The organism is Streptomyces sp. NPDC050287 (genome assembly GCF_044459385.1).
In the GTDB taxonomy this organism is placed as follows: domain Bacteria; phylum Actinomycetota; class Actinomycetes; order Streptomycetales; family Streptomycetaceae; genus Streptomyces.
In genome coordinates, this window is the sequence record NZ_JBITIY010000001.1 from 131637 (window position 1) to 153603 (window position 21967).

Annotated in this window: 18 protein-coding genes and 1 pseudogene; 3 read left to right on the forward strand and 16 right to left on the reverse strand. The window is 69.8% G+C overall.

Going from position 1 to position 21967, the window contains the following annotated elements:
* Positions 1–75: 75 nt before the first annotated feature.
* The 15 genes and pseudogenes from ACIBK3_RS00595 to ACIBK3_RS00665 form a co-directional block, all read right to left on the reverse strand.
* Positions 76–1389: a polysaccharide lyase family 1 protein gene (locus ACIBK3_RS00595; protein WP_399360386.1), complete on the reverse strand. Its 1314-nt coding sequence runs from the start codon at positions 1387–1389 to the stop codon at positions 76–78.
* 31 nt (positions 1390–1420) lie between these two features.
* Complete coding sequence (locus ACIBK3_RS00600; RefSeq protein ID WP_399360388.1) at positions 1421–2227, reverse strand: rhamnogalacturonan acetylesterase; 807 nt, start codon at positions 2225–2227, stop codon at positions 1421–1423.
* Between the two features lie 104 nt (positions 2228–2331).
* The gene (locus ACIBK3_RS00605; protein WP_399360390.1) at positions 2332–3681 is read right to left on the reverse strand and encodes an ABC transporter substrate-binding protein; all 1350 of its coding nucleotides are present in this window, start codon (positions 3679–3681) and stop codon (positions 2332–2334) included.
* Positions 3682–3751: 70 nt separating this feature from the next.
* Positions 3752–5806: pseudogene (locus ACIBK3_RS00610) on the reverse strand (pectinesterase family protein).
* Between the two features lie 50 nt (positions 5807–5856).
* The gene (locus ACIBK3_RS00615; protein ID WP_399360392.1) at positions 5857–7356 is read right to left on the reverse strand and encodes a family 43 glycosylhydrolase; all 1500 of its coding nucleotides are present in this window, start codon (positions 7354–7356) and stop codon (positions 5857–5859) included.
* Positions 7353–8198 (reverse strand): PmoA family protein, encoded by an 846-nt coding sequence (locus tag ACIBK3_RS00620; RefSeq protein ID WP_399360394.1) that lies wholly within the window; start codon positions 8196–8198, stop codon positions 7353–7355. Before ACIBK3_RS00620 ends, ACIBK3_RS00615 begins: the two co-directional genes overlap by 4 nt.
* Complete coding sequence (locus ACIBK3_RS00625) at positions 8198–9340, reverse strand: Gfo/Idh/MocA family protein (protein WP_399362026.1); 1143 nt, start codon at positions 9338–9340, stop codon at positions 8198–8200. The genes ACIBK3_RS00620 and ACIBK3_RS00625 overlap by 1 nt, the downstream gene beginning before the upstream one ends.
* Positions 9341–9345: 5 nt before the next feature.
* A complete protein-coding gene (locus ACIBK3_RS00630) occupies positions 9346–10641 on the reverse strand; it encodes a polysaccharide lyase family 1 protein (RefSeq protein WP_399360396.1) in 1296 nt (431 codons plus the stop codon).
* A 2-nt stretch (positions 10642–10643) separates the two neighbouring features.
* Positions 10644–11540 carry a carbohydrate ABC transporter permease gene (locus tag ACIBK3_RS00635; RefSeq protein WP_399360398.1) on the reverse strand — a complete coding sequence of 299 codons (897 nt, stop codon included), beginning with the start codon at positions 11538–11540 and terminating at the stop codon, positions 10644–10646.
* The gene (locus ACIBK3_RS00640; protein WP_399360400.1) at positions 11537–12472 is read right to left on the reverse strand and encodes a carbohydrate ABC transporter permease; all 936 of its coding nucleotides are present in this window, start codon (positions 12470–12472) and stop codon (positions 11537–11539) included. Before ACIBK3_RS00640 ends, ACIBK3_RS00635 begins: the two co-directional genes overlap by 4 nt.
* A gap of 235 nt (positions 12473–12707) precedes the next feature.
* Positions 12708–14462, reverse strand: a complete 1755-nt coding sequence (gene araD / locus ACIBK3_RS00645; protein WP_399360402.1) for an L-arabinonate dehydratase — start codon at positions 14460–14462, stop codon at positions 12708–12710.
* Positions 14459–15367 (reverse strand): dihydrodipicolinate synthase family protein, encoded by a 909-nt coding sequence (locus tag ACIBK3_RS00650; RefSeq protein WP_399360404.1) that lies wholly within the window; start codon positions 15365–15367, stop codon positions 14459–14461. Before ACIBK3_RS00650 ends, araD begins: the two co-directional genes overlap by 4 nt.
* Complete coding sequence (locus tag ACIBK3_RS00655) at positions 15364–16032, reverse strand: GntR family transcriptional regulator (protein ID WP_399360406.1); 669 nt, start codon at positions 16030–16032, stop codon at positions 15364–15366. The genes ACIBK3_RS00650 and ACIBK3_RS00655 overlap by 4 nt, the downstream gene beginning before the upstream one ends.
* A gap of 144 nt (positions 16033–16176) precedes the next feature.
* A complete protein-coding gene (locus ACIBK3_RS00660) occupies positions 16177–16935 on the reverse strand; it encodes an MBL fold metallo-hydrolase (protein ID WP_399360408.1) in 759 nt (252 codons plus the stop codon).
* Between the two features lie 128 nt (positions 16936–17063).
* On the reverse strand, positions 17064–17654 hold the full coding sequence (locus ACIBK3_RS00665; RefSeq protein WP_399360410.1) for a TIGR03086 family metal-binding protein: 591 nt from the start codon (positions 17652–17654) through the stop codon (positions 17064–17066).
* A 389-nt stretch (positions 17655–18043) separates the two neighbouring features.
* Here ACIBK3_RS00665 and ACIBK3_RS00670 point away from each other — a divergent pair, with 389 nt between their 5' ends.
* The 3 genes from ACIBK3_RS00670 to ACIBK3_RS00680 are packed head-to-tail and all read left to right on the forward strand — an operon-like array spanning position 18044 to position 21737.
* Positions 18044–19342 (forward strand): NtaA/DmoA family FMN-dependent monooxygenase, encoded by a 1299-nt coding sequence (locus tag ACIBK3_RS00670; RefSeq protein ID WP_399360412.1) that lies wholly within the window; start codon positions 18044–18046, stop codon positions 19340–19342.
* 1 nt (position 19343) lies between these two features.
* On the forward strand, positions 19344–20654 hold the full coding sequence (locus ACIBK3_RS00675; RefSeq protein ID WP_399360414.1) for an NtaA/DmoA family FMN-dependent monooxygenase: 1311 nt from the start codon (positions 19344–19346) through the stop codon (positions 20652–20654).
* Between the two features lie 21 nt (positions 20655–20675).
* Positions 20676–21737 carry an MsnO8 family LLM class oxidoreductase gene (locus tag ACIBK3_RS00680; protein ID WP_399360416.1) on the forward strand — a complete coding sequence of 354 codons (1062 nt, stop codon included), beginning with the start codon at positions 20676–20678 and terminating at the stop codon, positions 21735–21737.
* On the opposite strand, the gene ACIBK3_RS00685 is transcribed toward ACIBK3_RS00680, so the two are convergent.
* Positions 21668–21898, reverse strand: coding sequence for a hypothetical protein (locus ACIBK3_RS00685; protein WP_399360418.1), 231 nt, complete (start codon positions 21896–21898; stop codon positions 21668–21670). The two genes, ACIBK3_RS00680 and ACIBK3_RS00685, sit on opposite strands and share 70 nt — an antisense overlap.
* Positions 21899–21967: the final 69 nt, after the last annotated feature.

A 21967-nucleotide genomic window follows, 5' to 3' on the forward strand; every position in this document is an offset into this window, starting at 1 on the left:
GCGGGCCGGGGCGGTGGTTCCTCGCGTGGGGGGAGTGGGGGGCGGCCCACCGCCCCGGCCCGGGGCACAGCGGCGTCAGCGCAGTCGGCCGGCGCCCGCGCCGTGATCGACGATCGCCGGGACGTACTTCGTCCGGTCGACCTTGGTACGCAGGGTCGGCGTCCAGCCCGCGCCCGGCTGGAGGGTCTCGGCGGGGATCTCCGCGTTGTGCACGGCGATCAGGTCGACGGGCTTGCCGTTGACCTGGTTGCCGGCGGCGGTGACCGGCGCCTCGCTCCACTTCTTCAGCACCTTCGCCGCGCTGACCGAGGCGGGCAGCGTGAACGCGTTGTGCTCGGCGACGAGTCGGGACTCCTTGCCGATGCCGTAGCTGTAGGAGTAGCCGTCGCCGGCCACGAAGTGGTTGTTGTACGAGTCGACCTGCCCGAAGCGGACCCGGGGCGCGCGCTCGACCAGGTTCGAGAACAGGTTGTGGTGGAAGGTGACCTTGAGGTGGCCCCGGTCGCCCGCCGCCGTGGACTCGCTGTCGCTGTTGCCGATCAGGATCGTCTTGTCGTGCTCGGTGAAGACGTTCCAGGAGGCGGTGACGTAGTCGGCGCCGCGGACGATGTCCAGTTCGCCGTCGTGCTGCTGGTAGAGCATCCCGAAGTACGTCGGTGCCGCGCTGTCGGGGTGGCTGCCGTCGGTGAAGGTGTTGTGGTCCAGCCACACGTGCGTGGAGCCGTAGACGACGGCGGTGTCGTACTCGGAGTTCCAGTTGCCGTTCGTACCGTCGGTGGGGTCCCACTGCGGGAAGCAGTCGATCGGGCTCTCGAAGGCGAGGTTGCGGACGATCACGTTGTCCACGGCCTTGATCTGGAGGCTGGCGCCCTTGAAGCCGGCGTTCCCGCCGACGCCGATGATGGTGGTGTTGGCGGGGATGTTCGCCTTGATGGCCTGGTCCTGAGCGGCGGCCGAGGCCCGTCGCAGCCCCTCGGGACTGTCGTCGGGCTCGGCGCTCAGGTCGGTGTCCAGACCCCACTTCTCGGGTGAGTACTTCTCCAGGTAGGCGTCGAAGTCGTAGCCCGGCGCGGCGAACGCGTCGCAGCCCTCCGAGACGGCGTCGATCGTCCCCTTCACCTTGATGATCTTCGGTGCGCTGCCGCCGGCGGCGAGGGCGGCCTTGAACTCGGCCCAGGTGGTCACGGTGTAGACGTGCTCGGCGTCGGCGGCGGCACCGCCCGTGGTTCCCGTCCCGTACGAGGCCCAGCCGTCGTTCGCGGCGAGGGTCTGCCGGGTCACGTCGCGGGGGTGGGCCTGGGCGGCGGGGCCGACGGCCGTCAGGGCGAGGGCGGTGCAGCCCACCAGGGCGATTCTTGTGGCATGCCCATGCCATTTCTGTGTGTTCATGGTGCGGCTCTCTTTTCGGATCGACGGATGGTTACGCGGCGGCCTGCGGCCAGGTGATCCAGGACTCGGGAATCTCGTCGTGGAGCCGACGGACGTCCCGCGGGGACAGCACCCGCGTACGCAACAGTTCCTGAGCCACCAGCCGGGCCACCGCGATCGCGCCCGGCGGGTTGAAGTGCGTGTTGTCCTGCTCGGTCGCGGTCCAGTTGAAGTACGTCTTCGTCCTCTCGACCCCGAACTCCTGCCACAACGCGAGCGACAGGGCCTGGATGTCGAGCAGCGCGACACCTTCCTCCCGGGCGAGCGCGCGCATCGCCGCCGGATAGTCGCCGTGGGTCGGCACGGCGTTGCCGCTCGCGTCGAACTTCCTGCGCTCGACGGAGGTGGCGAGCACCGGCCGGGCGCCACGGGCCCGCGCGCCCTCGATGTACTGGCGCAGGTGGTCCTGGTACGTCGTCCAGGGCTCCGTGTAACGAGTGGGGTCTTCCGCCTTCTCGTCGTTGTGCCCGAACTGGACGAGAAGGAAGTCACCCGGCCGGATCGCGCCGAGAATGACGTCGAGCCGGCCCTCGTCGATGAAGCTCTTCGAACTCCGGCCGTTCACCGCGTGATTGGCGACGGGCCGGTCCGGCTGCAGAAAGAACGGAAGCGCCATGCCCCAGCCGGTTTCGGGGGCGGCGGCGGCGTACTTCTGGGCGGCGGTGGAGTCACCGGCGATATAGACCGTGCTGACCTTGCGACGCTTTCCCGACGTCGCGAACGCGGGTGCCGTCGAACCGACGGCGAGGGGAACAGCGGCAAGAGCCGCGATGGTGACCTGTCTGCGGGTGAGTGACACGACGGTGTGCCTTTCTCAAGGGTGTGGCGAGATAGGGGTGCCTTTCACATGGGGGGCGACCCCCGCGCCCCCAAAGGGGCGCGTGGGTGTGTTTGACCGGGCTCTCAGCCCTTCTGTTCCTTCCACTCCGCCTGCGCCTTGTTCAACTGGTCGGCAAGCGTGTCCAGGAAGTCCTTCGCGCTCATCTTCCCGAGCAGCACCTTCTGGAAGTTCGGCTCGTTGTCCGACTTGGAAATGGTCCCCCAGTCAGGCAGGTAGTACGGCAGCTGCACGATCGTCGTCGACCCGTCGCTCAACGCGTCCGCCGCGAGCTTCGTGGGCTCCGCCTTGGAGATCCACGCGTCCTTCGCCGCATCGGTGTTCGACGGCACCTGCCCCGCCGACTCGTTGAACTTCGAACTCTCCTCGTGCGAATTGGCGAACTCGATGAACTTCCAGGCAGCCTCCTTGTTCTTGGAGGCCTTGAACAGCCCGAGCCCGTCCACCGGGTTGGACACCTGGACGCGCTTGCCGCCCGGTCCCGTCGGCTGCGGAATACCGCGGAACTTGTCGACGCCGAGCGCCTTCACATGGTCCTGGTAGGAGCCCAGGTTGTGGTTCAGCATTCCGATCGTGCCGGAATCCCACTGGGCGACCATCTTGGTGAAGTCGTTGTTCAGGTCGGCGGCCGGTGTGACCTTCTTGTAGAGGGCCGCGTACTTCTCCAGCCCCGCCACGTTCTTCGGGTCGTTGACGGTGGTCTTCTCACCGCTCGCGTCCCAGAACGACGTGATGCCGGACTGCCCGTAACTCGCGTCCAGCGCCTGGGCGATGGAACCGGCACCGCCGCGGATGGTGTAGCCGAACTCGTTCTTGCCCGTGTTCGTGAGCTTGTCCGCGGCGTCGTAGAACTTTTCCCAGGTGGTCGGCGCGTCCAGGCCGGCCTTCTTGAACAGGTCGGTCCGGTAGTAGAGGACACCGTTGTTGGCGGAGGTCGGGATCGAGAAGAGCGTGTCGTCCCGGCCGCCGGCCGCCTTGAGCGACTTGACCATGTCCTCGTTGAGCTTGCCGTTCAGGGAGGACTTGGACAGCCGGCCGCCCAGCGGCTCGAGCACGTTCTGCGCGGCGATCGACGCGATCATCGAGGCGCCGACACCGCCGACGTCCGGCAGGCCACCGCCCTGGATGGCGGTGTCGACCTTCGACGCGTACTCGGTGGAGGCGATCCCGACGTACTCGACCTTGATGTCCGGGTTCGCCTTCTCGAAGTCGGCGATGATCTCCTTCCAGATGTCGGTGCGTACACCGCCGTTGTTGTCCCAGAAGACGATCTTGCCCTTGCCGCTGCCCTCGGCGCCCTTGTCACCGCCCGTACCGCTGCCGTCGTCACCGCAGGCGGTGGCGGTCAGGGCGAGGACGGAGCCCAGGGCGACGGCTATGGCAGCGCGCCTGCTTCTGCGGATGCTGATCTTCATTGGTCGGCTCTCTTCTTCTGGATCCTGCTGAGCTGTGAAGTTGTGGGGGGTCTGAGGTGTGGCACCGGACTCAGTGGGCGTACGGCGCCCAGTTGTCCGTGCCCTTGAGGTAGTCGGCGACGGTGTGCGATCTCGCCTCCGAAGCGCTCATCTGCGGCCGGTCCGCGGTCACGGCCGCGCCCGGCCCGGAGTTGCGGTACTCGGCGAACCGCGCCTCCTGCCACGAGAAGCCGCCCATGTCGGTCCACGGGGAGGACTTGATCGCGGCGGGCAGTGCGGTGTCCCGGATCAGCACCTGGGCGACGGCCTACGGTTCACCGCCCGGATGCCAGGGCCGGCCGAGGTGGAAGGACCCGGCGGGCGCGTCGCTGACGATCCTCGACCGGGTGATCAGGAACCCGTACGGGTTGCCCGTCCACGTCGAAGCCGCCGTGACGTACCCGTTGTTGGTGGCCGAGCCGCGGTTCAGCGCGCGGATGACGGACCGCTCGATGACGGTGGTCGCCCGTCCGTAGACGAAGTCGACATCGCCCTCGATGTACGAGTCGCGGATGTAGACCCGGCTGATCGCGTCCAGTTCGGGGCTGTCGGTCATCAGCGTGTCCTGGTTGCCCAGGAAGGCGGTGTCCTCGAAGACGATCCGGTCACCGGTCGTCTTCATGGCGAGGGCCTGCTCGCCCTTCAGCTCGACCGCGGCCTCGTCGAAGTCGTTGCTGAAGGTGAGGTTGCGGGCGGTGACGTCGTTCGCCGCGATCCGCACGGTCGCGCTCCCCGTCGAACCGCCGTACTCGGCGGGCGTGTCGTGGACGATGACGGTGTCGGACCGGTCGTGTCCGGTCCCCCGCAGCACGATGTCCGGCTTGGTCGCGGGGATGTAGACCTTCGCGCGGTACGTGCCCGGCGCGACGGCGATCGTCACCGTCTCGGAGTTCTGGTCCGGCACGGCGTCCACGGCGGCCTGCACGGTGGGGTAGGCGGCCGGGACGTGCAGGGTCACCCCGATCCGCTGCTGCGGCCCGGAGAACCGCCGGACCAGCGCCGGGACGGCGGCCGCCGGATCCAGCCGGTAGGCGTAGAAGTCCCGCGGGTCGAAGGCGGTGCCCCACTCGTCGTGCCGGCCGGTCGTGTTCTTCAGGATCGATCCGCGTTGCACCAGCTCCGCGGTGGCGTCGGCCTGGTAAGGGTGCTGGACGTCCTGGTAGTAGCTGTTCTCGATGACCATCTTGGTTCTGCCGCGCGACCAGTTGCCGTACGTCCACACCGGATCGCCGGGGTCGACCTGGGCGGTCAGGTAGTTGTTGTAGAGGTGCGCGTAGGCGGCGTTGTCGACCGAGGGGTTGCGCTGTTTGGTGTGCGCGAACCAGTTGTGGTCGATCGTGATCTGCGTCTTGACGTTGGTCGTCCAACCGAGGCCGAAGGTCTTGTTGTTGTTCTCGAACCGGTTGTACGAGACGGTCACGTAGTCGCTGTCCTTGCGGACGTCCAGCTGCCCGTCGCAGATGTTCGAGAAGCGGTTGTGGTCGACCCACACGTGGTGGACGGTGTCCATCTGGATGCCGTCGAAGTCGGTGTCCTTGCAGTCCCAGTTGCCCGCGATCGCCGAGTCCCGGATCGTCAGATTGCGGATGATCACGTTGTGGGTGCCGGGGTTCAGATGGAGTTCCCCGTGCACGATCTCACCGGTGTCGCCCACGCCGATGACGGTCTTGTCCGAGGCCACGACGATGTCCGAGCCGAACGGCTCGACGGCGATCGAGCCCGCCACCCGGATGACGTACGGCTCCTCGGCCGCCGCGTACCGCGCGAGCGCGGCCTGGTCGGTGACCGTCACGACCTTGCCGCCGGCACCGCCGGTGGTGCCGCCGTCGAGGGAGGCGAAACCGTGCGGCCGGTCGGTCCAGCGGTCCGCGGCCACGGTCGGGGGCTGCTCCGCGGTCACCGTCCGGGGCTGCTCCGCGGTCACCGTCCGGGGCTGCTCCGCGGCCACCGTCCGGGGCTGGAAGGCGGGCGCGGCCCTCGCCTCCCCGATCGCCCCGAGGGCGAGGGCGGCGACCAGGCCCACGACGGTGGCCAGGACTCTGCCGGTACCAAGGCTCGGCAAGCGCTTGCCATGGAGGTGCGTCATTGCGGCTCCCAAAGGCGTACGGGTGTCGTGCGGTGACGGGGGTCGACGGGTCAGAGAGGGGTGATCCGGAACGTCTCGAAGCTCGCCGCGCCGGCGTGGCCCGGTCCGGTGGGGGCGAGGGCGAACAGGCCGAGCAGAGCGCCCACCCAGCGCCAGGGCGTGGCGGCGAAGACGGGACCCGACGGCTTGAAGCCCTCGCCGACGTCGTGGAAGAAGCGGCAGCGTGCTCCCGCGCCGATCTCGATGCGGAGCCGGGCCCGGGCCTCGGGCGCGAGGCGCGGGTGGTCGGCGTCGCGTTCCTTCTCCGCGACGGCTTCGGCGAACCGGTGGACGAGGTGGACCGTGCCGTCGGCGCCGCGCTGGAGTCCGATCCAGCTGAAAGCGTCTCCGAGGACCGCGAGTCCGGCCCGCGCTCCCGGCTCCTCGCCGTGCAGGGTCAGGTCCACCTCGACGGCGGCCGGGGTGCCCGGCAGCCGCTGGGTGAGGACGTTCGGCAGTTTGCGCAGGTCGTGCGCGTCGGCCGAGCGGACGCAGGAGAGCCTGAGGCCGTCACCGGAGTGGTGGGTGGCCCAGCCGTCCTGGGGGTTGGCGGTCCACGACCACTGGCGGCCGAAGCGTCCGCCGGGGAAGTCGTCGTCGGTGGCGGGGGCGGCGGCCGGCTGCGGCGGGAGGTCGGGCTTGTCGTGTACGGCGACGGGGGCGCCGTCGTCGCCGAGCACCGGCCAGCCGTCCGCACCCCAGTACATCGGCTGGAGGTGGACTACACGCCCGTAGGCGCCGCGCTGCTGCAAGTGCAGGAACCAGTCCTCGCCGGACGGGGTGCGCACCCAACCGCCCTGGTGGGGGCCGTTGACGTCGGTGTCCTTCTGTTCCAGGACGATCTTCTCCTCGTACGGCCCGAAGAAACCGCGCGAGCGGAAGGCGCCCTGCCAGCCGGTCTCCACGCTCCCGGCGGGGGCGAAGATCCAGAACCAGCCGTCGTGCCGGTAGAGCTTGGGTCCTTCGAGGGTGAACCAGCCGGGAATGCGGTCCCCGTCGACGATCACCTTGCCCTCGTCGAGAAGTGACGTGCCGTCAGAGTGCATCCGGTGGCCGGTGAGGCGGTTCTTGATGCCGGAGCGGGACTTGGCCCAGGCGTGCACGAGGTAGGCCTCGCCGCTCTCGTCGTCCCACAGGGGGCACGGGTCGATCAGGCCCTTGCCCTCCTTCACCAGGTGCGGGCGGGTCCACGGGCCGCGGACGTCGGGCGCGTTGATCTGGAAGATGCCCTGGTCGGGATCGCCCCAGAAGATCCAGAAGCGGTCGTCGTGATGACGCAGGGAGGGGGCCCAGACTCCGCAGTCATGGCGGGGAGTTCGGAACTCGCTCGCCGGTTCCAGCCGTTCGAGGGCGTGGCCGATCAGGGTCCAGTTGACCAGGTCGCGGGAGTGCAGCAGCGGCAGGCCGGGGGCGCGGCCGAAGCTGGAGGCGGTGAGGTAGAAGTCGTCGCCGACGCGGATCACGTCCGGGTCGGACCAGTCGGCGTCGAGGACCGGATTGCGGTACGTCACTGGCTGACCGCCTTTCTGACCAGGGCCGCCGACGCGTCCCGGTCCAGGCGGCCGTCCGCGACCACGGTGACGATCCGCCGTACGACCGTGTCGCCGGGCGGGATCGGCAGCCGCTCGTCGTACGCCAGCGAGGAGCCGACGCCCGGGTACTCGGCGGTGCGCACGAACCAGGGGTCGCGGCGGGTCCGGTCGGTGGCGCCGGCGAAGACCAGGGTCCAGGTGGAACCGGCCAGGGCGAGCCAGTCGGCGCGGGTGCCGTGGACCTCGGCCTCGCCCTCGGTGCCGGCGGTGAAGACCTGCGGGGTCTCCCGCTCCTTGCGGGCCCGCCAGAAGAAGCCGCCGTAGGCCGCGCCGGGGCGCCCGTTGGTCGCCGGGCTGCCGATGGACAGCGGGTTCGGGGTGACGTTGGTGAGGGAGAAGGTGAAGTCCAACGCCCAGGCCGTGTCGGTGAGTTCGGTGGCCGCGACCGTGCGGCGCTCGCGCAGCAGCTCGGCTCCCGCGGCGACCCAGCGCAGCTCCTCCACGAAGCCGTCGGGGTCGCGCAGCTGGAACGTGGTGTGGCGCTGGGCGCCGTGGTTGTCGAGCTCGGTCGGGCCCTGGTCGCGGACGTAGGTGCGGCCGCCCCAGAAGTTGGTCCCCTCGACGTCGGGAACGGCGACACCGACGCCGAGGTGGTGGGTGTGGTCGGCGGGGCTGAGTTCGGTGACCGCCGTGCCGGCCAGGGTGGTGACGGGGTGCAGGTACGGGCGCGGGGAGAGCCGGGCGGGCAGCTCGGGCCGGGTGACGTACCGGCCGACCGGGCGGCCCGCGACGCGCAGCACCGGGGAGTCGTTCGTGGTCATCAGGTACTCACCTCTTTCGCCGGGGCCCAGGGGGCGCCCAGCTCCGAGTAGAGGGCGAGGGAGTCCGCGGCGGCCGCGACCAGTCCGTCGATGCCGGGCACCACCCGGCGCTGCTCGCCGGGGAGCAGCTGCCAGACGCCTTCCGGCAGCGGTTCCGGGTCGGGGGCCTCGCGGATCGCCTCGACGACCTTCATGAAGGAGCCGGTCGCCTCCGGCGTGACCACCAGTCCGGTGCCGTCGGTGAGGTGGTCGACGAGGTTCTCGAGCAGGTCGGTGCGGCCGTACTCGTACTCCTCGGGGCCGTGGTCGGCGCGCTGGAGCAGGACGCGGTCCTGCTTGTACCAGAAGGTGATCCGGCCGCGGCTGCCGTGGACGACGACGTACGGTTCGTCGGGGTCCTCCGCGCACAGGGTGGCGGCGACGGTCACCGGCAGGCCCTCCGCGGTGGTGACGCGGACGCACGAGGTGTCGTCGGACTCGATGTCGTTGGCGTGCACCAGCTCGGTCTCGATCGTGGTGACGTCCTCGGCACGCGGGGCGCCGGCCAGCGCGAGGGCGGTGGCGACGGCGTGCGCGAGGGGGTTGGTGAGCGCCCCGTCGATCACGTCGACCCCGTTCAGCCGCCGCTTGCCCGCCCAGGGGGCACGCCGGTAGTACGACTCGGGTCGGGCCCAGGCGCCGGCGCCGCCGATCCCGGCGATCTCACCGATGGCGCCCTCGTCGATCAACCGGCGGATCGCGGGCACCGCGTGCGAGCCCAGCGACTGGAAGCCGATCTGGCAGGCCACACCGGCCGCGGCGACCCCGTCGGCCATCCGGCGGTACTCGGCGTACGAGGGCGCGGGCGGCTTCTCCAGCAGCAGGTGCACGCCCTTGGCGGCGGCGGTCAACGCCAGGTCGGTGTGGGTGTGGATCGGGGTGCAGATCACCGCGATCCGGGCGCCGGTGGAGTCGAGGAGGGCGCCGAAGTCGGCGGACTGCTCGGGCGTGCCGAGGCCCTCGGGGATCTCGTCCGCGGTCAGCGGGCTCAGCTCGCAGATCCCCGCCAGCCTGACGATGCCCTTGTCCTGGAGCCTGCGGATGTTGTCGAGGTGCCAGCGGCCGTGGCCACGTGCGCCCGCGAGGACGATCGGAACGTTCATCTCGGTCACGGAATCCTCCCGGCGCCCGCGCCGCGTGCCACCTCTCGGTCGGCCGTGGCGGCGTTGTCGATCTTTGTGTGCAGGGTAGGTGTCCAGCCCACGTCCGCCGTGAGGTCGCGCTCACTGGCCGAGTTGTAGGCGTCGTAGATGGTCAGGAGATCCACCGGATAGCCGTTGAACACGTTGCCGCTCGTGTGCAGGGCGGTGCCGTTCCAGCTCTTGACCAGGTCGGCGGCCTCGACGTACCCGGGGGTGGTGAAGGCGTTGTTCTCGGCGCGGATCGCCGACTCGGTGGACACACCGATGGAGTAGCGGTAGTCGTGGACGTCCTCCGGGACGACGTACCGGTTGTTGTAGACGTGCACCTGGCCGAAGCGGACGCGCGGGGCGCGCTGCACGACGGACTCGAACTCGTTGTGGTGCAGGGTGACCCGGAGCTTGCCGCTGTCGCCGGTGGCCGTGTCGCTGTTGCCGATCAGCATCGCCTTGTCGTGGTCGGCGAACCGGCTCCAGGAGACGGTGACCAGGTCGGAACCGTTGGTGATGTCCAGCAGACCGTCGTGGCGCAGGTAGTTGCGGCCGAAGTAGGTGGGTTCCTTCTCGTCCGGATGGCCCTTGTCGGAGGCCGTGATGTGGTCGACCCAGACGTGGGTGGAGCCGCGCACCCAGAGGGTGTCGTACGCCGTCTTCCAGTCGCCGAGGCCGCCCTTGTTGGGCTGCCAGACCGGGAAGCAGTCGTAGGCGTCGCGCAGTTCGAGGTTGCGGACGATCACGTTGTCCGCGTCGGTGACCTGGAGGCTGCCGCCCTTGAGGACGGCCCTGGAGCCGAGGCCGACGATCGTGGTGTTGGAGCCGACGGGCAGGACGACCCGCTCGGCCTGCCTGGCCGCCGACGCCTGGCGGGCCTCCTCCTGCGGGCCGCTGGGTGGTGCCGAACCCCAGGTGCGGGGGTCGTAGGCGGCCAGGTACTTCTTCAGGCTGTAGCCGCCGGTGGCGTAGTCGGCGCAGTCCAGGCGATCGCCGTCGTCGTCGGTGTTGGCGTCGATGGTCCCGGCGATCTTGATGATCTTCGGGGTGTCGCTGCCGCCGTCGAGAGCGCGGACCAGGCCGGCCCGGTCGGTGACCGTGTACACGTGGGCGTCGTCGGCGGCCGCGCCTCCGGTGGTGCCGGTGCCGTAGGAGGCCCAGCCGTCGTTCGCGGGCAGGGTGTCGCGGCTGATGTCGCGGGTGCCGGCGCCCGCAGGCGTGCTCAGTACGGCCAACAGGCCGCCGGCCGCCGTGAGTTGCAGAACCCTTTTCATCATCACCCCTTCACCGCCCCCGCACTGAAGCCGGTGATCAGCCACTTCTGGATGAAGGCGAACACGATCACGACCGGGACGGCCGCGATGATGCCGCCCGCGGCGAGCGCGCCGAGGTCGACGCTGTCCGCGCTCATCAGGGTGTTCAGGCCGACCGGGATGGTCTGCTTGCTCTGGTTGTTGAGGAACATCAGGGCGAACAGGAAGTGGTTCCAGGAGTGCACGAAGGCGAAGGAACCGACGGCGATCAGACCGGGCCGCAGCAGCGGCAGCACGACGATCCGGAACGCGGTGAACCGGTTGCAGCCGTCGACCCAGGCCGCCTCCTCCAGCGAGTACGGCACGTTCTTGATGAAGTTGCTGATCAGGATGATCGACAGCGGCAGCTGGAAGACCGTCTCCGCGATGATGACGCTGCCCAGCGAGTTGATCATCTGCAGCTTGGCGAAGATCTCGAACAGCGGGACCAGCAGCAGCGCGCCCGGCACGAACTGGGAGCACAGCAGGGCCAGCATGAAGCCCTGCTTGATCTTGAAGTTGAACCGGGCCAGCGCGTAACCGCCGGCGAGCGCCACCAGGGTCGTCATCACCAGGGTGGCGACACCGACGAGCAGGCTGTTCTGGAAGTAGGTGCCGAAGGCACGGTCCGTCCAGACCTTCTCGAAGTGCTCGAAGGTCATCGGCCAGGGCACGAGCGAGGTCGAGCCGGCCGGGCGGAGCGCGAAGAGCAGGATCCAGTAGAACGGGATCACGGTGAAGACGAGGTAGATCGACAGGGGCAGATAGACCTGCCAGCGCGGGACCTCGTCCCAGTTGCGGCCGGCCTTGCGGGGCCGCGGGGGGTCGGGGAGCACCGGCGCGGGGGCGGGTGCCGGCTGGGTTGCCTCCTTGGTGATCACTTGGCCTCTTTTCCGAACTTGCTCAGCCGCAGATAGACCATCGAGCAGAAGAGCAGGATCACGAACGCGACCGTGGTCAGGGCGGACGCGTAGCCGAAGTTGTGGGCGTCGACGCTGGTGTTGGCGATGTAGAGCGGGAGGGTGGTGGTCTCCCCCGCCGGGCCGCCGCCGGTCAGTGTGTAGAGCAGGTCGACGTTGTTGAACTCCCACACCGCGCGCAGCAGCGTGGACAGGATGATCGCGTCCTTCAGATGGGGCAGCGTGATGTGCCAGAACTGCTTGATCCGGCTGGCCCCGTCGACCTCGGCGGCCTCGTACAGGTCCTTCGAGACGGACTGCAGGTCGGCGAGGATGAGGATCGCGAAGAAGGGGACACCGCGCCACAGGTCGGCGACGACCGCCGCCGGGAACACGGTGGAGGTGTCCGACAGCCAGCTGGTGCCGTAGCTGCCGATGCCCATGTCCGCGAGGTAACGGGTGATGCCCGTCTGGGAGTTGTAGAGCAGCACCCAGATCGCGGAGGTCAGCACGCCGGAGACGGCCCACGGGGAGAAGACCATCGCGCGGCCCAGCCCCCGCCCGACGAAGCTCTGGTTGACGATCAGCGCCAGCGCCAGACCGAACAGCAGCTGCAGCCCGACCTCGACGACGACCCACTTGGCGCTGAAGGTCAGCGTGTCCCAGAACACCGGGTCGTCGGTGAAGGCGTGGACGAAGTTGTCGAAGCCTGCGTAGCCGTTCCGCCACGGCTTGGTGGGGTTGTAGTTCTGCAGGCTGTAGTAGAAGACGCTGATCACCGGGTAGGCGATGAAGCCCAGCATGAGCAGGGCCGCCGGGGCGATCAGCAGGTACGGCAGTCTGCGCGGTGTGGCGGAGGCACGGCGCCGCCGGGGTGGCGCGGGCGGTTTCGCCACGGCTGCGGCTTGGGCCATGACTGTTCTCCGTTCTGGTACGGCGTCGTACCGGGTGCTTGCGTCGTGCGGGAAGCGCTTTCTCTCTGTGCGGCAAAGTGCCAGGTCGTGCGGGGGCTGCGGGGTTGTGCACGGTGGTGCGGGGCGTGCGCGGTGGTGCGGGGGCCGCGGTGGTGCGGGGGCCGCGGTGGGGCGGGGTGCGCGGTGGGGCGGGGTGCGCGGTCGTGCGGGCGTGCCGGTTTCGTGCTGCGGCCGATCAGCCGGCGTACGGGTCCTGCACCTTGCCCGGACGGGCCAGGAACTCGAAGTCGCAGCCGGTGTCGGCCTGCGTGATCTGCTCGTTGTAGAGCGCGCCGTAACCGCGCTCGTACCGCACGGGCGGCGGCGTCCACTGGGCCCGGCGCCGCTCCAACTCCTCGTCGTCCACGTGGAGTTGAAGGCTGCGCGCCTCGACGTCGAGGGTGATGCTGTCCCCGGTGCGGACCAGGGCGAGCGGTCCGCCGATGTACGACTCGGGGGCCACGTGCAGCACACAGGCGCCGTAACTCGTGCCGCTCATCCGGGCGTCGGAGATGCGGACCATGTCCCGCACGCCCTGCTTGAGCAGGTGGTCGGGGATGGGCAGCATCCCGTACTCCGGCATGCCCGGGCCGCCCTTGGGTCCGGCGTTGCGCAGCACCAGCACGCTCTCGGCGGTGATGTTCAGCGCCGGGTCGTTGATGGTGCGCTGCATCGTCCGGTAGTCGTCGAAGACGACCGCGGGCCCGGTGTGCTTGAGCAGGTGCGGCTCGGCGGCGATGTGCTTGATGACCGCGCCGTCCGGACAGAGGTTGCCGCGCAGGACGGCCACCCCGCCCTCGCTCGCCACGGGGTTGTCCCGGGGCCGGATGACGTCGTCGTTGTGCACCTGCGCGCCGGTGATCTGCTCACGCATCGTGTCGTACGAGACGGTCGGCCGGTCCAGGTGGAGCAGGTCCGGGATCCGGGAGAGGAACCCGGGCAGACCGCCCGCGAAGTGGAAGTCCTCCATCAGGTACGTCTGTCCGCCGGGCCGTACGTTGGCCAGCACCGGGACCGTGCGGGCGATGCGGTCGAAGTCGTCGAGCGTGAGCCTGACACCCGCCCGGCCCGCCATCGCGATCAGGTGGATCACCGCGTTGGTGGAGCCGCCCAGGCCGAGGACCGTGGTGACGGCGTCCTCGAAGGCGTCCGCGGTGAGGATGCTCGAGAGCTTCCGGTCCTTGTGGACGAGGTCGACGATCGTCAGGCCGGCCTTCGCGGCCATCCGGTCGTGCCCGGAGTCGACGGCCGGGATGCTGGAGGCACCCGGCACAGTCACCCCGAGGGCTTCCGCGGCGGCGGTCAGCGTGGACGCCGTACCCATCGTCATGCAGTGACCGGGCGAACGGGCCAGGCCGCTCTCCAGCTCGGTCATCTCGCAGTCACCGATGAGGCCGGCGCGCTTGTCGTCCCAGTACTTCCACATGTCGGTGCCGGAGCCGAGGACCTCGTTGCGCCAGTGGCCCGGCAGCATGGGCCCGGCGGGCACGAAGACGGCCGGCAGGTCGACGCTCGCGGCCCCCATCAGCAGGGCGGGCGTGGACTTGTCGCAGCCGCCCATCAGCACGGCCCCGTCGACCGGGTACGACCGCAGCAGTTCCTCGGTCTCCATCGCGAGCATGTTGCGGTAGAGCATCGGGGTCGGCTTCTGGAAGGTCTCGCTGAGCGTGGAGACCGGGAACTCGAGAGGGAAGCCCCCGGCCTGCCACACCCCGCGCTTCACGGCCTGCGCACGGTCGCGCAGGTGGACGTGGCAGGGGTTGATGTCCGACCAGGTGTTGAGGATCGCGATGACCGGCTTGCCCAGGTGCTCCTCGGGGAGGTAGCCGAGCTGGCGGGTACGGGCGCGGTGACTGAAGGAACGCAGGCCCTCGGTGCCGTACCACTGATGGCTTCTGAGCTCTTCGGGGCGCTTTCTGATCGGCTCGTTCGTCTCGTTCGTCTCGTTCACATCGACCATCCGGAGGCTATGGCGGCGACTTCGGCCCGCACGTCCTCGGACAGCAGACTGCTCGGCGGGCGGACGTCACGGCGGCACAGGCCGAGGGAGGCGAGGGCCTCCTTGACGACGGTGACGTTGTTCGCGGAGCCATTGGCCGCGCGGAGTTCCTCGAAGCGGCGGATCTGCTCCCAGACCTTCATGGCGGCCGGGTAGTCACCGGATCGAAGCGCTTCGATCATGTTCAGCGAGACGGACGGGGCGACGTTCACCAGTCCCGAGGTGAAGCCGGTGGCGCCCGCGGAGAAGTACGAGGGTGCGTACGGCTCGGCGAGACCGGCGACCCACACGAACCGGTCGAGGCCGGCGTCGCGGGCGAACGCCGCGAACCTGGCCGCGTCGGGGACCGCGTACTTCACGCCGATCACGTTGGGGCAGGCGTCGGCGAGTTCGGCGAGCCGGACGCCGTGCAGCTGCGCGTTGCGGATGTACGGGACGACGCCCAGCTCGGGCACCGCCTCGGCGATGGCCCGGTGGTAGTCGACCCAGCCGCTCTGCGAGACGTACGGGTGGACCGGCTGGTGCACCATGACCATCTGCGCCCCGAGGTCGCGGGCGTGCCGCGCGGAGGCGATCGCGGTGGGGATGTCATGGCCGACGCCGACCAGGACGACGGCCCGCTCCCCCGCCTCTTCGACGGTCAGCTCCGTGACGAGCTGCCGCTCCTGGGGTGTCAGGGCGTAGAACTCGCCGGTGTTGCCGTTCGGGGTCAGGGTCCTGACCCCGCCGTCGAGCAGACGACGCAGCAGGGCCCGGTGGGTGTCCCGGTCGACGGAGCCGTCCTCGGTGAAGGGTGTCACCGGGATCGCCACCACGTCGGCCAGGGCCGCCCGCTGGGTCTCGAACGTCGTTGTCATGCCTGACCGTCCTCTCCCTGGGCCTCGGACTCCGCTTGCGGGAAGGCCCGTTCGACGAAGGACGCGATGTGCGCGTGCAGGGCTCGTCCGGCTCCGTCGGCGTCACCGGCCAGGGCGAGCCGCAGGATCTCCCGGTGCTCACCGGCCTCGCGCTCCCAGGACGGCGAGGCCGCCCAGGCGACGGCGGAGACCAGGGCCGCCTGGTCGCGGACCTCGTCGAGCATCCGGCCGAGCAGCGGGTTGCCGCACGGCAGGTACAGGGCGCGGTGGAACTCCCGGTTGGCGAGGGAGCGTTCGGCGGTGTCCGTGGCGTCGTCGGCCCGGGTCAGCGCGTCGCGCGCGGCGTCGAGGGAGGCCCCTCGCCGCACCGCCCGCTTCAGCGCCTCGGGCTCCAGGAGCAGCCGCACGTCGTAGACCTCGCGCGCCATGTCCGCGTCCACCATGCGCACCGTGACGCCCTTGTACTGGTTCATCACGACGAGCCCGGTACCGGCCAGCGTCTTGAGCGCCTCGCGCACCGGGGTCTTGGACACCCCGAACTGTGCGGCGAGTTCGGTCTCGACGAGGGCCTGACCTGGCGTCAACTGCCCGGTGAGGATGCGGTGTTTGATCCCTTCCAGCACGTACTGCGTGCGGGAGGGGATCGGCGTGGGCACAGAGGTCATGCGCGCCTCTCGGATCTCGTGGATCGGATCTCACATATCGCGTCTCATATATGACGTACGAAGTACGACCCGTTGAAGGTAGGAGGGACACCGTGTTTCGTCAATGCTTCCGACAACGGAAGGTGGGGTTTCGGCAAAGAGCGCTCAGACGACGGTGGTCGCGCCCACGCGCGCGGCGGCCGTCTCCCCGCCGAAGACGGCGGCGGCCCGGGCGGTGGCCGCCACCGGGGTGAGCGTGGGCCCGACGTGTGTGACCAGCAGCCGCCGCACACCGGCCGCCCGGGCCGCCTCTCCGGCGTCCTCGGGGGTCAGATGAACCTGTTCGCCTTCGCGATGCGCATCGATGTCGGCCTCGCACAGGAACAGGTCGGCGTCCTCGGCGAGGGCGGTGAGCGCGGCGCAGGGCCCGCTGTCCCCGGAGTACGCGAGGACCCTCCCGCCGGTCTCGGCCCGCAGTCCGTAGGCCTCGACGTCGTGCCTGACCGCGCGGGCGGTGAGGGTGAGGTCACCGCGCCGGACGGTGTGGCCGTCGTACAGGGAGCGGAAGTCGAGGACGTCGCCGAGGAAGTCGGTCTCGGTCCGCCCGAAGAACCCGGCCAGGCGCTGGGCGCAGTCGGCCGGGGCGTAGACCGGGAGGGGGGCGGGCGGGGTGAGGCCACCGTAGGCGAGCGCGTACACGGCCGAGAGAAGATCGGCGATGTGATCGGCGTGCAGGTGCGAGATCCAGACCGCGCTCAGCCTCGCCGGATCCGTGTGCCGCTGCAACTCCGCGAAGCTCCCGGGGCCGGCGTCCACCCATACCTCGGCGCCTTGGCCGCGCACCAGATAACCGGAGCAGGGCTGGTCCGGCCCGGGGTGCGGGGAAGCGGTGCCGAGGACGGTGAGGGTGAGGGCGGGAGGCATCCGGAGAGCGTACGGTCGCGCCCGGCCGCACGCCTCCGGATTACGGCGTCGCCATCCGGCAACGGCCTCGTCACCTGACTAAGGGGTCCTTTCACTGTGCCCGCCCGGTCGCTCGGGTGAGAGGACCCCTAAGGCCTCGCCGACCAGCCCGGGTCCCGCCCGCTCAGTCCCACCGCCCGGTCCAGCAGCGGGGCGTCGGCCGGGACGGGGACGACGGGGCCGAAGATGGCGCTGCGGCTCGGGTCCTCGGCTGCCGCGAGCAGGAAGCCGTACGACGTCCGCAGTGCGTCCGGGTCGGGGGCGTACGGCCGGCCGGTGGCCCGGGCCAGGTCCCAGCCGTGGATGACCAGCTCGTCGGTCGCGACGGCGGCGGCCACCGCACCCGGCAGGTCGACGCCGCCCGCGCGGGTCATGCCGGTCCACGCGGCGGGGTCGCGCCAGGCGTCGGCGAGCTCGTCGAGCGCCTTGGGGAGTTCCTCGCGCCAGCCGGGCCCGATGTCCGGCACGGCGGCGGTCGGGCTGGTGTCCGTCGTGGCGCCCAGGTTCTTGCGGCCGGCGTCGCGGAAGGCGACGGCCAGGCCGACGAGGTGCCCGAGCAGGGCGCGCACCGCGTAGTCCGGGCAGGGCGTCGTGTCCGCGAGCTGCTCGTCGCTCACGCCGTCCGCGAGCCGCGCCACGATCCGGGCCTGCGGTCCGAGGTCGAGGGTCTTGTCAGTCATCCGGTAGTCCTTTCTGCTTCTCACACGTCCGTCACTGCTTCTCACACGTCCCGTCGTGAGATGGGACCGGCCGCGACAGCGAAACTCATCGAACGGACGGTGACAGCGGCGACCCGGCTCTTTTCGGGGCACCTGCCCCTGGCGGCCCTGGAAGCGGCGGAACCGAGAGCCCTGCCCCCTCGGCCCTCGCCTGCCGCCCGCGTGCCGCCGGCACCGAGGCCACCGCCACGGCGACCCGCTCGCCCGCAGGTGGGACGCCCTCGCGCGGGCCGGCCACCGGTGGCCCGGGATGGCCGCGGCAGCGCAATGCCGGGGGTACCCGGGCAGACATTCCGAGGTAACGGCCCGCTGCTTCTCTCGACAGGAGACCGTCGAGAGGAAGGCCAGGCATGGCAGGCAAGTTTCATCTGGGATGGTTCCTGAACTTCGTCGCGGACGAATGGAACGGGAACTGGGGCGACGGCGGACGGGACTTCACCGGTGACTTCTACGTCGAGATGGCCAGGGATCTGGAGCGGGCCAAGTTCGACTATGTGCTGATCGAGGACAAGCTGATGGTGTCGACGGCTTTCGGCGGCACGATGGAGCACGACCTCAAGCACGGGGTGAACCCCAAGCACGACCCGGTTCCGCTCGCCCTGCTGATGGGCAATGCCACAAGCCGGCTGGGTGTCATCCCGACGATGTCGACCAGCTTCTACCCCCCGTTCCTGCTGGCCCGGCTGTCCAGCACCATCGACCACATCACCAAGGGACGGTTCGGCTGGAACGTCGTGACGTCGGGCGAGGACCGGGCCGCGCAGAACTTCGGCCTCGACAAGCTCTACGAGCACGACGAGCGCTACGTCCGCGCCAGCGAGTACCTCGAGCTCGTCAGCAGGCTCTGGGAGTCGTGGGAGCCGGACGCGATCGTGCGCGACTACGCGACCGGTACGTACGCCGACCACACCAAGGTCCACACGATCGACTTCGAAGGCAAGTACTTCAGGTCGCGCGGGCCGCTGAACACCGCGCCGTCCCCGCAGCACCGCCCCTCGATCGCCCAGGCCGGCGCGTCACCGCCCGGACGCGAGCTCGCGGCGCAGCACGCCGACACGATCGTCGCCCCGTCGGACGGCGTCGAGGCGATGAAGGCGTACCGCGACGACATCCACGCCCGGATGCGCGCCAACGGCCGCGACCCCGCGCACTGCAAGGTCCTCTACATCGTCGCCCCGATCGTCGCCGACACGACTCAGGAGGCACTCGCGAAGCGGGAGCGGTGGTTCAACGACCCGCGCTACATCGAGTACATGCTGGCCGAGATCTCGTCCATCACCGAGATCGACTTCGCCCAGTTCGACCTCGACAAGCCGCTGCCGGAAGTGTGGACGAACGGCGAACGCGGCGCGCTGAACAGCTTTGTCTCCCGCGGCAAGGACAAGACGCTGCGCGAGCTGGTCACCGGCAGCGGCCTGAGCGGCAACGTCCAGTTCACCGGCACGCCCGCCGATGTCGCCGCGGAGATGGCCGCGGTGATGGACGAGGTCGGCGGCGACGGGTTCCTCATCACCAGCCCGGTGATGCGGCTCAACCGCCGCTACGTCACCGAGATCACCGACGGCCTGATACCCGAACTGCAGAAACTGGGCCGCACCCGGCAGGAGTACACGACCACCATGCTGCGCGATCACCTGCGGGAGTTCTGACATGGCCGGCAAGCAGTTCCACATGGGCTGGTTCATGAACTTCACGACGAACGAGTGGAACACGCCGTTCGGCAACGACGGCATGCCGTGGAACGGGAAGTTCTACATCGAGATGGCCCAGGCGATGGAGCGGGCCTGCTTCGACTACATCATGATCGAGGACACGCTCATGGTGTCCGAGGCGTACGGTGGCACCTCCGAGGCGTACCTGAAGTACGCCAGCATGGCGCCCAAGGGCGACCCGGCGCCGCTGGCCGCGATCATGTCGGCGGCCACCAGCAGGATGGGCGTGGTCGCGACGATGTCGACGACCTTCTACCCGCCCTTCATGCTCGCCCGGCTCTGCTCGACGCTGGACAGCATCGCCGAGGGGCGCTTCGGCTGGAACATCGTCACCTCGGGCGAGGACGGCTCGGCGCAGAACTTCGGCATGGACAAGCTCACCGAGCACGACCTGCGCTACGACAAGGCGGACGAGTACGTCGACCTGGTGTGCAAGCTCTGGGACTCGTGGGAGCCGGACGCGGTGGTCCGCGACCGGGAGACCAACACGTACGCGGACTTCAAGAAGGTCCGCCCGATCAATTTCTCGGGCAAGTACTACAAGTCCCGCGGTCCGCTGAACACGGTGCGCTCCCCGCAGGGCCGTCCTGTCTTCGTCCAGGCGGGCGGGTCGCCGCGCGGCAGGCAGTTCGCCGCCAAGTCCGCCGACTCGATCATCGCCGTGGCCAACGGGGTGGAGGGGATGAAGGCCTACCGGGACGACGTAAGGGCCCGGGCCGCGGCGCAAGGTCGCAATCCCGACGACATCAAGGTGCTGTTCGTGATCGGCCCCGTCCTCGGCGAGACCGAGGAGGAAGCGCGTGCGAAGAAGCAGCGCATGGACTCCGATCCCGACGCGATCATGCAGTCGCTGGCCGGCCTGTCGTCCGTCACCGACATCGACTTCTCCCAGTTCGACCTCGACAAGCCGCTCCCCCGTCTGGAGACCAACGGTGAGCGGGGCTCGCTGGACAAGTTCGCCCAGTGGGGCAGCAACAAGACGCTGCGCCAGCTCGTCATGGACAACGGCGGGACATCGGACAGCATCGAGCTGGTCGGCACGCCCGATCAGGTCGCCGAGCAGATGGGGGAGGCCAACGAGGCGATGGGCGGCGGAGACGGCTTCCTGATCAGCGCCCCGTACATGCGGGTCAGCAAGCAGTACATCACCGAGATCTGCGAAGGACTCATTCCCGCGCTGCAGCGTCGCGGGCTCACCCGCACGCAGTACACGACGTCGCACCTGCGCGACACCTTGCGCGAGTTCTGATTGCGTTACTCGATCCTGGACATGTCGCCCGTCCCGCCCGGCGGGACGGGCACGGACGCCTTCCGGCAGAGCGCGGCGCTGATCTCGGTCGCGGAGCGAGCGGGGTACGAACGGTACTGGGTCGCCGAGCACCACGGCATCGGCCACCGCAACGCGGGGTCGGCACCCGAGGTGCTGGTCGCGCACCTGGCCACGCTGACCTCGCGGATCCGCGTCGGCTCGGGGGCGGTGCTGATCGACAAGTACCGTCCCTACAAAGTGGCCGACACCTTCCGCGTGCTGCACTCCCTGTTCCCCGGCCGCATCGACCTGGGAGTGGGGCGGGGCAGCAGCCCGCCGCCGGTGGAGGCGGCCCTGGGTGGCGCGGACGACTACGACGACGACCCCATGTTCGCCCCGCTGGCCGCGGCGACCGCGCTGATGGCGTACCGGGAGCAGTTGGCCGAGCTGCTGGCGTGGCTCTCGCACGACTTCCCGCCGGAGCACCCCTATGCCGCGTATCCGCTCTCCCCGGGCGTCGCGGGCGGGCCACAGCCATGGCTGCTCGGGTCCAGTGCCGAGAGCGCCGTCCTGGCCGGTCAACTCGGCATGCGGTACTGCTTCGCCGCGTTCCTCAATCCGCGGGACGCGCCGTCGGTGCTGTCGGTCTACCGCGCGGCGTTCCGCCCGTCCTCCGACGGGGCGGTGCCGTACACGATGCTCGCCGTCAGCGCCGTCTGCGCGCCGACCGACGAAGAGGCCGACCTGCTGCGCGCGGGAGCCGAACTGCACGCCCGGCGTGTCGCGGACCGCGACCGGGCCGTCGACCTGCCACTGCCGACCCCCGCGCAGGCGCTCGCCCAGCTCGGCCACGTCCCGGCACCGGTGACCGCCGAACCGGGTCACTGGCCGCGCCACCTGTCCGGGTCACCGGAGCGGGTACACGAGCAGCTCGCGCTGATCTCCGCCGAGAGCGGGGCTCAGGAGCTGATGATCTGCGACTTCGTAGGCGATCACACCGCCCGCCTGCGGTCCTACGAACTGCTCGCCCGGCGGCCCGCTGAGCAGACGCGCGGGGTGCCGCACCGGTACGGGTCGTCGTAGCGGGTGCGGGACAGGCCCTGGGCCTGGAGTTCGGGAACCAGCCCGTCGGCGATCTCCGCGGTGGTGCGGCGGTCGAGAGGGGTGACGTTGAGGTACAGCCCCCCGCCACCGGCCTCCACCATGAGATGTTTCGCCGTGTGTCGGAAGCCGGCACTGGTCATTACGCCGGTGTCCGGCTCACTCCCACCGCGACGCGCCCGCGCAATACCTCCAGAACCGGAACGAATCGC